Below are 14,012 nucleotides of genomic sequence, written 5' to 3'. Positions count from 1 at the left end.
AACTTGTTCCCCGATAGCTCAGTTGGTAGAGCGCCGGACTGTTAATCCGTAGGTCCCTGGTTCGAGCCCAGGTCGGGGAGCCAAAAAGCGGGAGTAGCTCAGTTGGTAGAGCGCAACCTTGCCAAGGTTGAGGTCGCGAGTTCGAGCCTCGTCTCCCGCTCCAGACATGATGTCCACGGACTTCCATCGAAGTCCGCTGGTCTTTGAAAAAATGGGGCTTCGGCCCCTTTTTTCATTCCAACTGCCGCAACGGCACAATTCTTCCAGGGCCGAGGCGATGGCTTTCGTCCATACGCAATGGCAAGGGCGCCAGGGTCCATATTCCTGAGGGCTCGTTCTCACTTGATCGTCGTATTGAGCTCCTATGTCCTAGCTGAAGCTGAATAAGCTTCGGGTTCTTCATGCGCTTTCGCGACGGTTGGTCGAAGAGGTCGGGTTAGTGCCTGACGAGCGATCCCTACGACTTGGGAAGGTCTTGCTGACGGGGCAGGCTTCACCACGTCACGCGATAGATGGCTTCAACGCGGGCGTCATCGACCGCTTCATACGGAAGGACGATCGCGAGGCAATTCGGCGCGTCGTGGACTATGTTCGGGAGCTTGAGCGAAAGGTGACGGCATCCGTCGGTGATGCGGCCTTGAGCATTCTGCAGCGGCAATCGCTTCCCTTCCTCGGGAACCCGGCATTGCTCGCGCTGCTCGCCGACGTGACGCGCGACGCCGAAGCTGTCTGGGTCACAGTCAGTCTCACGCCGCCAGGAGTTACCGCGATCGATAAGGCAGGGCGCTTGAAGCGCTGGCTCGTCATGGACGATGAGGCTGGAGCGTCCCAACTGGAGGTAGCCCGGGAGGCGGGAGCACCTGAGGCTTTCATGAGGGCAATCCTGCGCGGAACACATCTGCCATTTTTCCTTGGTGCGCGGAATGCCGGGGGGTACTACGAACATGGCTTGGAGCGGTCAGCGGGCTTGCACAAAATCATCGCCGCCGAGATCCCAGGGTTCAAGGTCGCGGAACTTCCAAGATGCTTCCCGGTTTGACAGAGGCGTTTCCGGAGCTGGAGTCGATACGCGGACGCCTGAAGGCGTCGGGACTTCGCCTCAGTTATGCGTCACCCGTCCGCTCACGCTTCATCAGTCACGAGTGTGGCTCGATGACCCGGAGCGCCAGATTGGCGGGATCGCAGTTTAGCCCTGCATACGCGACGTTGCCCACGGTCATAAGGCCGGGGGTGGTAGCGAGTGCGTATTTTGGTCCTTTTGGCTCGGCGTCGTGGTTGCTGGTCGAGCACGAGGAGCGGGCTGATCTGGAGGCCGTGCTGATCGGGCATGCTAAGTTGCACGTCTTGCTTGATACGCGGTATATGGCGGCGGCGTCCGCCTATTTCGGGAACCAGCGGCTGACGGAGCGAGAGGCGCAGGCCTTGTCTTTGACCGCGAACGGAAAGTCCAGCCGGGAGATCGGCGAGAAGCTGGGAATTTCAGCGCGGACCGCCGATCACTACATCGATGAGGCTCGCCGAAAGCTCGGCGCGCAGAGCCGCGCCGAAGCCGTGTTCCTGGCGATGCGATCGGGGTTGTTTCGTGTGGAACCTTGGTGCCGCTAGTAAAGGTTCCACGTGGACTTGCGGGATAGGAGAGTTCGAAGCGATGGGAGTAACTGTGTGATTCTGGGATCGGTCTGACGCCAGAGTTCGGCCAGGAGGCGTCGTTCGGTCGCTCCTCGGCTAAGACGTTCGGAGGGCCGGTATACCCGAAAAACTGCCTTCGAAGGCGACTACGTACTTCGCCCGGTGTGTCGGGCCATCGCAGCATGCGACGGGCCGCAACCGCCGACGGGCTTCTTGTGTTCTCCAACGAACGCACAAGCCCGCAGGCCCCAAGTAGCGTGTCGAAGAATGCGCAAAACATTGTCTACCACCATCTTCGCCGGCAACTTCAACGTGGCCGGCCAAAGACGCCTCGCTCCACCGAGCGGGGGCGTCTCCCCTGTTAATCCCTGTCAGCTTACCGGATTGCGTGCCATGACGATCCACGCCGCGCCGTTGATCATCACCGACCGCTCGCCGGGGAGGCCCGCGAAGGCGGCATGAACTGCGGCCGAGGCGCGGGCGCGGATGTCGTCGGGCTGACCAGCGAGCGCACGCGACAACGGGCCGACCTCGAGTGTCATCTTTACCGCGTCGTCGATCGCAGCGTCCCGCGTCCCGCCCTCGCCGAACGGGACGGAAGCGTCAAAGGGGGCGATAGCCATATCGGTGAAGCCAGCCGCCGTCAGGATGCGTGCCACGCGCCCCCGGTCGCCGAAGGAAAACGGGCCGGGCGCTTCGGGATCGGGCGGCGCGCTCGACGGGACGATGCCCTTGAGCGCGCCCATCGGCAGGCGCACCCAATCGTTCTCGGCCGCGCCGCGCCAGCAGACGAAAGCGACCCGCCCGCCGGGCCGGAGCGCGCGTCGCATGTGGGCGAACGCCGCTATCGGATCGTCGAAGAACATCACCCCGAAACGCGAAAACAGGATGTCGAACGCGCCCTCGGGCAGCTCTGCGCTGCTGGCGTCGGCCACCTGAAACATGGCCGGCGTATCCCGTTGCGCAAGCGCGCGCGCTCGGCCGATCAGCGGTTCGGATATATCCACGCCCAGCACTTGGCCCCCTGCGCCGACGCGGGCTGCGAGAGCCAGACTCGACGTGCCCGCGCCGCAGCCGATGTCCAGCACGCGCTCACCCGTCGCAGGCGCGGCGGCTTCTATCGCGGCCTGGCCGAACACCGCCACCATAGCGTCGAGCCGGGCCTGGTTGGCAACCCAGCGCTCCCCGCTTTGACCGTTCCAATCACCGACCTGATCGGCACTTTGCTCTGCCATGTCATCTCCTTGTTCTGATTCGTTCTTAACTAGCTACTCTTTGTTCGAGGCAAAGGGGAGCCGAACCGATGATCGGTGCCGCCTGGTGCCGGACCTCGAAGGACAACCGCTCCTGCCATTCCGTCAAACTCGACGATCCGTCCTACACCGCGCCGATCTACGCCAACCTTTTCGAAGGCGACGACGCAACGGGAGTAGGGAATCTGTGCTCTCAAACCAGCATCGACTGCTGGGCGAAGATTCCCGCCATCGCGCCCTGCGATGATGCCTGGGTGACCGAGGGCAAGAAGGGCGTGGCGAGGTCGCCAGCGGCGTAGATGCCGGGGATGCTTGTTTGGCGGCGCTCGTCGACTTTGAGGACGATGCCAGTGGGCGTATCGACCGTGGCAAGGCCCAGTGATTCATGCAGGCTTGCGGACGGTTTGTTGCGCGGATGGGCGAACAGGACGTCGACCGCGACATTGCGGCGGGTATCGAGATTGACGGTGGTGATATGGCCCTTGTGATGGGCGATCTCGACGATCCGGCCATCGACGACAGGTATGTTGCGGCGCGCCAGATCGGCCTGGATATCGGCCGCAATGTCATGACCATCGGCGAAGACAGTCAACTTGTCAGTCCAATCGCGGAACAGCCTGGCAGACTGGTGTGACTGTGGACCGGACCAGACGAGGCCCCAATGCTGGCCGGCGACTTCAAAGCCGTCGCAATAGGGGCAGGGCACGATGGACGTGCCCCAGCTTTCGGTAAAGCCCGGAACATCAGGCATCTGGTCGGCGAGGCCATAGCTCAGAATCACGCGGCGCGCCCTCAGGCTTTCGTGATCGTCAGTGACGACGCAGAAATCGTCGACGGCGCCAGACACCCGTTCGGCCCGGGCATTGACGAGGCTGATCGTTGGATAGCGCGCCAGTTGCTGCCGCGCCTCGACTAGGATGTCCAGCGGCGGCTTGTGATCGTGGCCCAGCAGTCCATGCGAGTGGCCGGCAAAGCGGTTGCGCGGCCGGCCCGTATCGAGAACGGTGACCTTGCGGCGGGCACGGCCGAGCTGCAGGGCGGCGGCGAGGCCGGCAAAGCTGCCGCCGATGATGATGACGTCATTCATGGTGATGGGCTCCGTGTTGTGGATGGAGGGGTGGGCTGGGCGTCATGTGCAATATCGTTCGGCGATACGCGCTTGAGACTGTCAGCGAGCAGGGCTTCGGCCTTGGCGAGAAAGCTGCCCATGCTGTATTGACCGGCCCGACAATGCCGCTCAATATCGCCGGGGGGCCCGGGGAAACCTGATCTGGACACAACCGGTTCAAATCCGCCCTTGGCTTGCACATTACGATACTGCGTGGTATCGTAGTGCATGAATTTAAATACTGTCAAGTACTAAAATTACGTGACCGAAAACAGTCAGGGCCGGCGCGGCCGGCCCGCCAACGAGGCGCTTCGCCAAACGATTGTCGACGCCGCCTGCGAACTCTTTGTGGAATTGGGTTTTCAAGCGACGACCATGGACAAGGTCGCGCAGCGGGCCAAGATATCCAAGCTAAGCATCTATCGGCACTTCGAGAACAAGGAGGCGCTGTTCAGCGCGGCCATGGTGGCCCACTGCCATCAATTTTCACCACAGGCCCTTTTTGAAGGCGTCGAGGGTTCGGCCGAAGATCAACTCATGGCGGTGGGATCATCCCTGCTTCGCACGCTACTGAGCCCGGACGTCCGCAGTGTCGAAGCCATGGTTTTGGCCGACAAGACGAATCAAAGGTCGTTAAGCAAGCTCCATTACGAAGCCGGGCCCGCCCATGTCATCGCCCAAATCGAGGCCCTGTTGCGTCAGTTGCACGCGAAAGCGATTCTGAACGTACCCGATGCTCTCAGGTCCGCCCGCTTGTTTGCTGCGCTTTTCAAAGGATCCGATCTCCTGCTTATTGCACGCTTCGATGAGGCGAGAGCCGAGGACGACGACGAAATCGAATCCTATTGCCGGTCGGCCGTCGCCATGTTCATCGCCGCGCACGGTGGCATCTAAAGGTGCGCTATCGCGGCCGATGAAGAACACGCAGCAATTGCATACGCTGTTCGCGCTCAGCAACCTATGGATGATGCGTGGACTACGCGTTCCGACCGACGTGCCCCAGCGAATGACCGTTTGACCTTGGGAGCCGCCAGAGGGGCTACGCCGAGTCGAAGGGCAGTTCAGGGTCGCAAGGCGTCATCTCGGGGGTGGGCGGTATTGGAGGGCACTTCGCCAAATCGTCGTTCGATGCGAGGAGAAGGTGGTGTCGCATCGCCTGTTTCAGGTCGAGCCGACTTACCAACCGCTTCCGCTTGATGTTCAGGGGCACCTTGGCGGGCCGCGGCGGCTCGCCGCGCAGCGTCCGTGAGGGCGCCGCGAAACGTCGGTTGTCGCGCAACGCCTGCACCTCGGCCGCAATGGCCAGTGTCCGGCCCAGCCGCTTATTGTCGACAATCGCGCCTTGGTCCACCTCGGCAAAGCTGTCGTAGGCGGTGTAGGCGATCGGAGGCGCCTGTCGCCCAAACTTCGACATGGCCATCGGGATACTCGGCCACCTCGATGTCTTCCAACTAGTACAGCACCTTGGCGTACCCCAACGTGAGGCACTGTGACACCTTGCGCCACTCCAGCCACTTGAGATCCGTGCCAGATCATATCGAATGCGGACCAGCCAAACAGTAAAGTGCTTGAATGTCGAGGTTTTGCTCAAATGTCGTACGGCCGGCCATTTTCAGTTGTCGGCGTGGTCGTGCAGTTTGTGGCGAAGCTGTGTCTTTGCCGGGGGCCGGCAGGGCGGCGGCTGGCCGGAAGCGGTCGAGCGCCATTCAGGGTGCGCGCACGATACCTGCCGATCGATGCCTTCCTTGAAGGATTCGAGATCTCCGAGCAGACCGAGATCTGAGGCCGTCGGCGGCGGCCGCCCCGGCATCGCGCTAAGGTGACCGCCTCGAGGGCAGCTATGTGGCGCACGGTCGAACTCGCAGGCCCAGCCATGAGCAGTCGTCTGACAGCTTGGTGAATACAGTCGAACTCGCCAGGGCGTTCACCCAGAAGGTCAGCCGAATTACGCGCCCACCTGCTTGGCGAGCTCTTGAAAGTGCGCTCCGAGCGCATCGACGAGGCCGGAAACGAGCGCCGTCTTGAGCCGTCCTTTCATGCTCACCGCGAAGAATTCGACTGGCACCACTGGCTCTACGAGTGTGTGCACCGTCACGTCGTAGCGTGCGCACGCAGGCACCACGAATCCGGGTAGCGCGGCCATTCCGTGGCCCGCCTCTACCATCGAGATCATGGCCTGGATGTTCTGGAGTGCGGTGGTCCGTCGCGGGGTGATTTCGAGGGCGCGAAGCTGCGTGTCCACGAGCTTCTGGATCGGGTTGTTGTTCGGGAGCACGATGAGCTCCTTGTCGTCCAGAGCCGACCACTTCACCTTGCGCCCCATTTCGAATCCGCGCCCGCGTGTCCTGGAATCCTTTGCCTTGGCCCTGACCAGCACCATGTCAAAACGGGCGAGCAACTGCCGGTCGATGCCCGTGGCCGGCCGGAAGAATGCACCAAGACCGACGTCAAGTTCTCCCGCTTCGATCCCCAACAGGATCTCGCGTCGGTCGAGGTCGCTGATCGAGACGCGGGCTGCGGGGTGCGTCTCATGGAACACCTGCAACCACAGGGGAAGCACGCTCGATGCAATCAGCGGCGTCGCCGCAAGGCAGACCCGTTGCTCCGCTTCCGCGGCGAGTCGCCCGACGTTGGATGTGGCGGCTTCCCAGTCCGCCATCATGCGGCGGGCGGTCGGCAGCAGTGATTGGCCTGCAGGCGTGAGTCGCACGCTCCGCGTCGTGCGGTCGAACAGCCTTGCGCCGACCTGCGCCTCGAGGTCCTTGAGCATGAGGCTTAGCCCTGCCTGCGTCACGAAGATTTCCTCCGCCGCGCGCGTGAAGCTGCCGAGGTGGGCGATCGCGAGGAACGCCTGGAGCTGGCGAGTGCTGACGTTCATTTCGTTTACTAATGAATTGATTTGATAGTTTAACTTCCAAAATCTCTGTGCGTGCGATGAAATTGACCTCTATCAACGCAGCGATCCCGCAAAAGGAGCATCCAACATGACGCCGCCCCTCCAAAGAATCCTCATTGCCGGTGCTGGCATTGGTGGTCTGTGCTGCGCACTCGCGCTGATCCAGCGCGGCTTCCGCGTCACCGTCCTAGAGCAGGCACGGCAGCTTGGCGAGGTGGGAGCCGGGTTCCAGGTCAGCGCCAACGGCGTCCGTTGCCTGGCCGACCTGGGCTTGGCATCGGAGCTGAAGGACATCGCCACCGAGGCGGGCGGCAAGCAGGTGCGCCTGTGGAGTACCGGCCAGACATGGAAGCTGTTCGATCTCGGTGCCGAGTCGGTGCGCAAGTACGGCTTCCCCTACTACATGATCTACCGACCGGACCTGCATGGCCTGATGGAACGGCATGTACGGCGGCTTCAATCAGATGCGATCCGGCTAGGCGCGAGGGTGGTCGGCGTCGAACAGGACGACGTCGGTGTCGTGGTGGAACTCGAAGGCGGCGAGCGCGTTCACGGTGACATCCTCATCGGCGCCGATGGCGTGCACTCGCGCGTGCGCCGCGCCCTGTTCGGAGCGGGCGACGCGCAGTTCACTGGCTGTGTCGCCTGGCGCGGTCTCATTCCGCGCGAGAAGATTCCGCACCATCTTCAGGCCAACGTTGGTACCAACTGGATCGGTCCCGGTGCGCACGTCATCCACTACCCGCTTCGCAATGGCGAACTCATGAACTTTGTGGGCATCGTCGAGCGCACGGACTGGCAGGTCGAGTCCTGGACGGAACGGGGCAGCATCGAGGAATGCCTGAAGGACTTCGAGCGCTGGCACGACGACGTGCAGGCGTTGATCCAGGGGATCCAGCAGCCGTACAAGTGGGCGCTTCTCAGCCGGCAGCCCATGGACCGATGGACCGTCGGCCGTTCCACTCTCCTGGGTGATGCCTGCCATCCCACGCTGCCTTTCCTTGCACAAGGCGCGGTGATGGCTCTGGAGGACGGCATCGTGCTTGCCCGCTGCCTGGCGGCGAACGCCGAACACCCGGAAGCGGCCCTGGCCCGGTACGAGGCCCTGCGGCAGGAACGTACCTCGCGCATCGTGCTGGGCTCGGCGGCGAACGGGGCGCGCTTTCACAATCCGTTGCTGGCAGATCCGGTGGAGGCCAGTCGCTACGTGGATGCCGAGTGGAATGAGCAGCGTGTGCGCGAGCGCTACGAATGGCTTTTCAGCTATGACGCTACCGCGGTCGACGTGTCCGTCGGTCACTCCACTGCGACGCAGGCTTAATAACCCAGTCAGGACCTCAACATGAAACAGCCAGAACCATTGCACGACCTCCTGCACGACCTGGTGCACGCCTTCCAGATTCTAGCCATGGATGGACAAGGCAGTGGCATCTCCGGACACCTCACAGCGCGCTTGCCCGGTGCGCGTACGTTCTGGAGCATTCCGTACGGATACGGATTCGAGGAGGCGACGGCAGACGCATTGATCGAGTCCGACTTCGACCTGCGCACCGTGAGCGGTACGTTGCCATGCAACCCGACTCTCAATATCCACACCGAAATCTACAATGCGCGTCCTGAGGTATGCTGCATCCTGCACACGCATTCGGAAGCTTCCCTGGCCCTGGGCGTGATCGGCAGCAACCTCAAGCCGGTGACGCAGAGCGGCGCGCTGTTCTACGAGGACATCGTGCTTTTCGACGAGTTCGAGGGCATAGTCCTCGACAAGAAGGAGGGCGCCAGCATCGCATCCAGGCTGGGCCCGAACCGGGCGATTCTGCTGCGCCACCACGGGTCCGTGGTCGTGGGCAATTCGATTGCCGACGCCACGATCGCCGCGACCGTCCTCGAATTCGCCGCACGGGTGCAACTGCAAGCCATGTCCGCAGGCACGCCCAAGTTGTTGCCGACCGCCGAAGCGCGGCAGACCAAGTCCTTCCTGCAGCGCCCCGACGTCGTCGATCTGCGGTGGCAGCTGCTGGTGCGACAGGCGCGCAGGCACAACCCGAACTTCTCGTACGAGCGAACCGTTTGAAGAACATGCAATCACCTTCGTCCCCCAAAGTCCTGATGCTGCTGTCGTCGGATTTCGTCAAGAGCCGCTACGAGGTACTCCGCTCCCGCGCCCCCGGTCTGCACGTGATCACCGACATCGAAGGCGCCTCGGATCCCGACGTCACCGCGCTGTTCGCCTTCAAACTGCCTGCCGGCATCGCACCGCGCCTTCCCAACCTGCGCCTGGCAGCCTCGGTGGGCGCTGGTGCGGACGGCATCCTCTCGGCCCCGGACCTGCCGCCCCATGTGAAGGTCACGCGCGCCGTCGAACCGGGCCTCGGGTTTAGCATGGCGCAGTTCGTGAGCCTGCAGATCCTGCGGCACTTCCGCTCGCTGCCAGCGATGGAGCGACAGCACGCGGCGGGTGAATGGAAGCGGTTGGCTGTCCCCGACGCCAGCCAGCTCACCGTGGGCATCATGGGGCTGGGTTCCATCGGCTCCGTCGTCGCCGACGCACTCTTGGCGCTCGGATTCAGGGTCATCGCGTGGACGCGCACGTTGGCACGAGAAGCGCGCGTTCCCGTTTTCGTCGGCGAGAGCCAGAAGGACGACTTCCTCGCGCAATCGAACTACCTTGTCTGCCTGCTGCCTTTCACGGCGGAGACCAAGGGCACTCTGGACCACGCCAGCCTGCGCAAGTTGCCTAAGGGCAGCTTCGTGGTGAACGTGGCGCGCGGCGGCATCGTCGTGGAGGAGGACCTGCTAGCCCTCGTCGACGAGGGACATCTCGCCGGCGCGGCGCTCGACGTGTTCGCGTCGGAACCGCTGCCCGCCAGCAGCCCCTTCTGGCACCACGAGCGGATCCTGGTCACGCCTCACGTGGCCGCGCAGCCGACGGTCGGCCCTGTCGTGGAGCAGTTCCTGGAGAACTTGCAGCGCCTCGCGCAGGGCCAGCCTTTGCTCAACGAGGTCGACAGAAGCGTCGGCTACTAGCCGACGCTCATCCCATACCCAATTCAGGAGACAAAAAAGTGAAGATCATCGAAAAGCTGCTTGCCTGCGGCGCGCTCGCCCTCGCAGCCACCATAGTGCCCACGGCAGGCATGGCCGCGGATGCTTACCCCTCCCAGCCGATCAAGCTGGTCCTGCCGTTCGCGGCCGGGGGCCAGTCCGATGTCGTCGCCCGCATCGCTGCGGAGCGCCTCACGTCTGCCCTGGGCCAGCCCGTGGTTGTCGAGAACGTCGGAGGTGCCGGCGGCATGATCGCGGCCTCCAAGGTGGCGCGATCGCCCGCGGACGGCTACACCCTCTTTCTCCCGAATGCCAGCACGTTGACCATCGCGCCCCATCTGCAACCAAGCTCCGGCGTCACGCCCTCGTCGTTCGCGCCGATCGCCACAGTGAGCCAGTTTCCGCTGGTGCTGGTCGTGAACAGCAAATCTCCCTACAAGTCGCTGGCGGATGTAATCGCAGCGGCCAAGAGCAAGCCTGGTAAGCTAAGCTTCGCCTCGCCGGGCGTCGGCACGACACCGCATCTTGCCGGTGAAACCTTCAGCCAGGAAGCAGGCATCACGATCACCACCGTGCCCTACAAGGGCGGCGCGCCCGCGCTCAACGATGTGCTTGCCGGGCAGGTCGATCTCTACTTCGAGGCACCCGGGACGATCGTTCCGCACATCCAGGCGGGCAAGTTGCGCGCGCTGGCTGTCACGGGCAAGAAGCGCATGGCGGCGCTTCCCAACGTGCCCACGGTTGCGGAGCAAGGCTTCCCCAAGCTCACCCTGGAGAGTTGGGCTGCATTTGTCGCCCCGAAGGGGACGCCCCCGGCCATCATCGAGCGTCTGCGCACGGAAATAGAGAGGGTGGTGAAGAGCCAGGACTTCACGCGCAAGCTGGAGGAGCGGGGATTCGAGCCGCTCTCCACGAGCCCGGCGGAACTCGCCCGCATGATCAACGAGGAGAGCGTGCGCTGGGGGCAGATCATCAAGGAACGTCACATCACGGTGAATTGATCGCTACCTGTGCAAGGCGAGCGCGCATGGCCCATGGATGACATCAAATATCAAAGCGGCTTCGGCAACGAGTTCGCGAGCGAGGCCGCGCCCGGAGCGCAACGAGATGCCTCTGCCCACCTTACTCACCGTGCGATCGTTCGCGCTTCACTGGCGTGCATGCGAGCGTGGTTCGAGCCCCTCGGTCGCTCGACCTGCGGCCCTCGCATACTCAAGCAAATCTATGCAGCCGGAGGCAGCTATCGGCCATGACGGGAGCTTCGCCGGACGCGTGGCTCCGACATTCAGGAGACCGCTTTATCCAGCAAACGGTCACTCAATCGCCCAGTGCCGGCATCGCGGGCGGATGACTGAGGGGGCTTGGAAATTGCCGTTGGGGCTGCGCGGGGCCCAACGGCAGTAAAGGGGCGGGCAGGAATCGACTGAGAGGCGTGGGGTGCGGTCCCTTCCCGGCAGTTCCGGTCATTCGACGCCGCCCCAGCGACGATTCGCCGAAATCGGGGCTATCTACTTCCAGAGAGAGATAAGCGGCCAGGTGCCGCAACGGCAAAAAAGACGCCCGTGGATAGCCGCCTGTTCAAAGATACTTCTTAAAAAACTTCTACTGCGTCCTAGCCAGGATCCCAATGATCATGGCGATGGGGAACAACACCCACTGCACATCAAGCTGATACGGTAGACAGACGAATACGAGGACCGAGGTGGCGCCCAGACTCAACTGGGCATATTTCGCGCGATGGTACAAGCCGGACGATTCGCGCCCAACGCTGGCGCGTCGGATCGAGCGTTCCACGAGACCATCGGTCATGCCACACCAGAAGGCCAGCAGAAGCACCGGCCAGCCGGTCAGCAGTAGCACCAGGCGGCTTCCGAAGGTCTTCACGGCCAGCGCTGCGATCGACATTTCCTCGAGCCACGGCCGCAGCAATCTCTCGCCGATTGTGGCGTCGGTCCCACTATTGGCAATGTTGTGGGGAAGCTCATCTACCTCGACAACAACCGGCATTACATCGTGAACTACGGTGACCGCTATCGGCATGGGGAGCGCATTGCATCAGGTTTTGTCGAGTCAGCCGTCAACCAGGTAGTCAGCAAGCGATTCGTCAAACGACAAGCAGATGGCCTGGCGGTCTCGATCCTCGGGATCGGAACTTCCCCCCCCACGACGGCGGAAAATTTCCGACCCCAAGCCCCCATCACTTTTGCCGTTGGATTAACGGCAATATCAAGGAAAGGCAACTGTCGAGATGGGCCTTAACGCTGCCAACCGGCAGCGGCGGTTGAACGCCGAGCGCGATCTGACGCAACGGCTCCGCAACTGCCATCGAAAGTAGTAGCTCTGCCAGCATGACTGCGTCGGGCACATGTACTAGCCGCCTTTCGTGCTGCACCGCGAGCCAGTCCGCGAGCATCCTCCGACCGCGCTCGACACCATTGCGTTGATATTGGGTGAGTAGCGAGTCCTTTCCAGGAAACTCAGTAGTCAGTAAGCGGAACATCCTCACCGCAGCGTCCGACAATACGTGCGCACAAATGCTCTCCAGGATTTCTCGCAGCACTCGAGGTACGTCCTGCACCGAGTCAGGTTGGACGAATAGTGCTGGCGCATACAAGTCTGTCCACTCGCGCACAGCCAGTCCAATCAACTCATCGCGATTTGCGCCGAATCGGTAGGCGGTCTTCTTCGCCACGCCTGCATGAGCTGCTATCGCTTCCATCGTCGTCGATTCGTACCCGACGTCCAACAATAGCTGCATCGCGCTTCGAACCACAAACTGCCGAATTTCCTCGTCTGGTTGCGCAGGCCGACCTCGCCCGCGTCGCGCTTTGACGGTCATCTTTACCCCTCATAACGATAGACGAGAGTATGCCTCATAGTTGGAAACGCTTAGCGTTTCCTATATACTCACCCTACCCCGTCTATGGAGTACACACATGGATTCGAAACGAAGCGCTACCCCTTGGCTCGATCATTCGGCACTTCTTGACCCGTCGCCGATGATGATTGAAACAGGTGTTCAACGTTTAGAGAGCGGTGCACTAATGGTTGCCGTGCGAACAGATTTACACGGCTGCAAAGGGCGCATGTTCGATTGGTGGTTCAAGTTCTTCGATACGACCCAACACATCAAATGGTGGCATCCGGTTGACCACGTCGAACACCGTGGGTGGGACGACAAGTGGCGCAAGGGCGAAAACTATTACGGCGCGAGCATTCACGCGGTTGAATCGCTCGCAGAGATTCCTCCGGTGGCCGCGAAGCTAAAGTTCCATGATCCCGCAACCATCTTCGACCCAATGAAGTTGAAGCAAGCACTGAGCGACGCGCACGTATCGGCGGTGGTTGCGGCCAGAATTGGCTTTGGCGAGCACGTGCAGCTTGATGATTCGGGTGACCCGCTCAATGGTCAAATGCTTCATGTTGCTCGCGACACCGATTGGGGATGCGTATTGCGCAGTCGTTTCGTGTTGGGCCTTGACGACCAATCCACGGGCAGTGGCCCGACGGATGCCATGGGCCTTGCGCTAATGCGTCATTGCTATACGGAGTTCACGTTTCTTTCGCGCTTTCTGCCATCGCTCTATTTTGGGGAGCGTGCCAACGGAGAAGTAGTACCTTTGCCGTGGTAGCCTGAAAAGGTACGCGAGATTGTCGATCTCTCTGTCCATCGCGGCACGCATGTCCTGCTCGACCCACAGCACTCGTCCGATCGAGAGCTGCGGGTTGGCGCCGCGATCACCAGCATAGCTGTCACGATAGTCTCCGAGACAAGCCTCGGGTGAGATGCGTCGTATGGCGATCAATTCAACTAGCAGAATTTTCGCGCAATAGTGCGTAACGCACGCCGGCCCGCTATACCAGGCTGGAGTTTGACTGCCCGCAACCTCGTACATTGCGAGTTACGATCAGTACCGACAACAAGCACAACCTCATAGGCGCGGATACAGGCGAACCATCACCGAGTTCCTAGTGTCCTTCATCAACTGCACGGGTGTGTTGGAAGCTACTTTATCAACGCCGAGTACAGCGCCCGTTTCGGCGCGGTGCAAGGGCAAATCGTGCCGGTAGCACTCACGTA

At 61.9% G+C, this 14,012-nt stretch carries 15 protein-coding genes, 2 tRNA genes and 1 pseudogene; 12 read left to right on the top strand and 6 right to left on the bottom strand.

What is annotated here, in order from left to right:
* Positions 1 to 7 precede the first annotated feature (7 nt).
* The 4 genes from F7R26_RS32830 (at position 8) to F7R26_RS32815 (ending at position 1,605) form a co-directional block, all read left to right on the top strand.
* Positions 8 to 83, top strand: a tRNA-Asn gene (locus F7R26_RS32830).
* Between the two features lie 4 nt (positions 84 to 87).
* Positions 88 to 163, top strand: a tRNA-Gly gene (locus tag F7R26_RS32825).
* Between the two features lie 312 nt (positions 164 to 475).
* Positions 476 to 1,039 (top strand): hypothetical protein, encoded by a 564-nt coding sequence (locus tag F7R26_RS32820; protein WP_150992107.1) that lies wholly within the window; start codon positions 476 to 478, stop codon positions 1,037 to 1,039.
* A 236-nt stretch (positions 1,040 to 1,275) separates the two neighbouring features.
* Complete coding sequence (locus F7R26_RS32815) at positions 1,276 to 1,605, top strand: response regulator transcription factor (protein WP_170302005.1); 330 nt, start codon at positions 1,276 to 1,278, stop codon at positions 1,603 to 1,605.
* A 395-nt stretch (positions 1,606 to 2,000) separates the two neighbouring features.
* On the opposite strand, the gene F7R26_RS32810 is transcribed toward F7R26_RS32815, so the two are convergent.
* Positions 2,001 to 2,864: a class I SAM-dependent methyltransferase gene (locus F7R26_RS32810; protein ID WP_150992111.1), complete on the bottom strand. Its 864-nt coding sequence runs from the start codon at positions 2,862 to 2,864 to the stop codon at positions 2,001 to 2,003.
* Positions 2,865 to 2,932: 68 nt separating this feature from the next.
* Here F7R26_RS32810 and F7R26_RS32805 point away from each other — a divergent pair, with 68 nt between their 5' ends.
* Complete coding sequence (locus F7R26_RS32805) at positions 2,933 to 3,181, top strand: DUF736 family protein (protein ID WP_150992113.1); 249 nt, start codon at positions 2,933 to 2,935, stop codon at positions 3,179 to 3,181.
* Here F7R26_RS32805 and F7R26_RS32800 read toward each other — a convergent pair.
* Entirely contained in the window at positions 3,076 to 3,969 is an 894-nt protein-coding gene (locus tag F7R26_RS32800; protein ID WP_150992115.1) for an NAD(P)/FAD-dependent oxidoreductase, read from the bottom strand. The two genes, F7R26_RS32805 and F7R26_RS32800, sit on opposite strands and share 106 nt — an antisense overlap.
* Positions 3,970 to 4,251: 282 nt before the next feature.
* Between F7R26_RS32800 and F7R26_RS32795 the strand changes: the two genes are divergently transcribed.
* Positions 4,252 to 4,884, top strand: coding sequence for a TetR/AcrR family transcriptional regulator (locus F7R26_RS32795; protein WP_150992117.1), 633 nt, complete (start codon positions 4,252 to 4,254; stop codon positions 4,882 to 4,884).
* Between the two features lie 145 nt (positions 4,885 to 5,029).
* On the opposite strand, the gene F7R26_RS32790 is transcribed toward F7R26_RS32795, so the two are convergent.
* Both F7R26_RS32790 and F7R26_RS32785 read right to left on the bottom strand, forming a co-directional pair.
* Positions 5,030 to 5,410 carry a hypothetical protein gene (locus F7R26_RS32790; protein ID WP_193692198.1) on the bottom strand — a complete coding sequence of 127 codons (381 nt, stop codon included), beginning with the start codon at positions 5,408 to 5,410 and terminating at the stop codon, positions 5,030 to 5,032.
* Positions 5,411 to 5,935: 525 nt separating this feature from the next.
* Positions 5,936 to 6,868: a LysR family transcriptional regulator gene (locus tag F7R26_RS32785; RefSeq protein ID WP_150992121.1), complete on the bottom strand. Its 933-nt coding sequence runs from the start codon at positions 6,866 to 6,868 to the stop codon at positions 5,936 to 5,938.
* A gap of 106 nt (positions 6,869 to 6,974) precedes the next feature.
* Between F7R26_RS32785 and F7R26_RS32780 the strand changes: the two genes are divergently transcribed.
* The 4 genes from F7R26_RS32780 to F7R26_RS32765 are packed head-to-tail and all read left to right on the top strand — an operon-like array spanning position 6,975 to position 10,932.
* Positions 6,975 to 8,207 (top strand): FAD-dependent monooxygenase, encoded by a 1,233-nt coding sequence (locus tag F7R26_RS32780; protein WP_150992123.1) that lies wholly within the window; start codon positions 6,975 to 6,977, stop codon positions 8,205 to 8,207.
* 21 nt (positions 8,208 to 8,228) lie between these two features.
* Positions 8,229 to 8,960 carry a class II aldolase/adducin family protein gene (locus F7R26_RS32775; RefSeq protein ID WP_150992125.1) on the top strand — a complete coding sequence of 244 codons (732 nt, stop codon included), beginning with the start codon at positions 8,229 to 8,231 and terminating at the stop codon, positions 8,958 to 8,960.
* 5 nt (positions 8,961 to 8,965) lie between these two features.
* Positions 8,966 to 9,913, top strand: a complete 948-nt coding sequence (locus F7R26_RS32770) for a 2-hydroxyacid dehydrogenase (protein ID WP_241754793.1) — start codon at positions 8,966 to 8,968, stop codon at positions 9,911 to 9,913.
* A 38-nt stretch (positions 9,914 to 9,951) separates the two neighbouring features.
* Positions 9,952 to 10,932, top strand: a complete 981-nt coding sequence (locus tag F7R26_RS32765; protein ID WP_150992127.1) for a Bug family tripartite tricarboxylate transporter substrate binding protein — start codon at positions 9,952 to 9,954, stop codon at positions 10,930 to 10,932.
* 601 nt (positions 10,933 to 11,533) lie between these two features.
* On the opposite strand, the gene F7R26_RS32760 is transcribed toward F7R26_RS32765, so the two are convergent.
* Positions 11,534 to 11,836: an IncC plasmid conjugative DNA transfer DtrJ family protein gene (locus F7R26_RS32760; protein WP_170302006.1), complete on the bottom strand. Its 303-nt coding sequence runs from the start codon at positions 11,834 to 11,836 to the stop codon at positions 11,534 to 11,536.
* An 81-nt stretch (positions 11,837 to 11,917) separates the two neighbouring features.
* On the opposite strand from F7R26_RS32760, the pseudogene F7R26_RS32755 reads away from it, so the two are divergent.
* Positions 11,918 to 12,062, top strand: a pseudogene (locus F7R26_RS32755) (ISKra4-like element ISBte1 family transposase); the annotation flags it as partial.
* Positions 12,063 to 12,128: 66 nt separating this feature from the next.
* On the opposite strand, the gene F7R26_RS32750 reads toward F7R26_RS32755, so the two are convergent.
* The gene (locus tag F7R26_RS32750; RefSeq protein ID WP_150992131.1) at positions 12,129 to 12,770 is read right to left on the bottom strand and encodes a TetR/AcrR family transcriptional regulator; all 642 of its coding nucleotides are present in this window, start codon (positions 12,768 to 12,770) and stop codon (positions 12,129 to 12,131) included.
* A gap of 97 nt (positions 12,771 to 12,867) precedes the next feature.
* Between F7R26_RS32750 and F7R26_RS32745 the strand changes: the two genes are divergently transcribed.
* Entirely contained in the window at positions 12,868 to 13,563 is a 696-nt protein-coding gene (locus F7R26_RS32745; protein ID WP_150992133.1) for a DAPG hydrolase family protein, read from the top strand.
* Positions 13,564 to 14,012 lie beyond the last annotated feature (449 nt).

The organism is Cupriavidus basilensis, assembly GCF_008801925.2.
Taxonomy (GTDB): domain Bacteria; phylum Pseudomonadota; class Gammaproteobacteria; order Burkholderiales; family Burkholderiaceae; genus Cupriavidus; species Cupriavidus basilensis.
The sequence above is the reverse complement of the archived record's forward strand: the minus strand, read 5'-3'. Positions and strand labels throughout refer to the sequence as shown.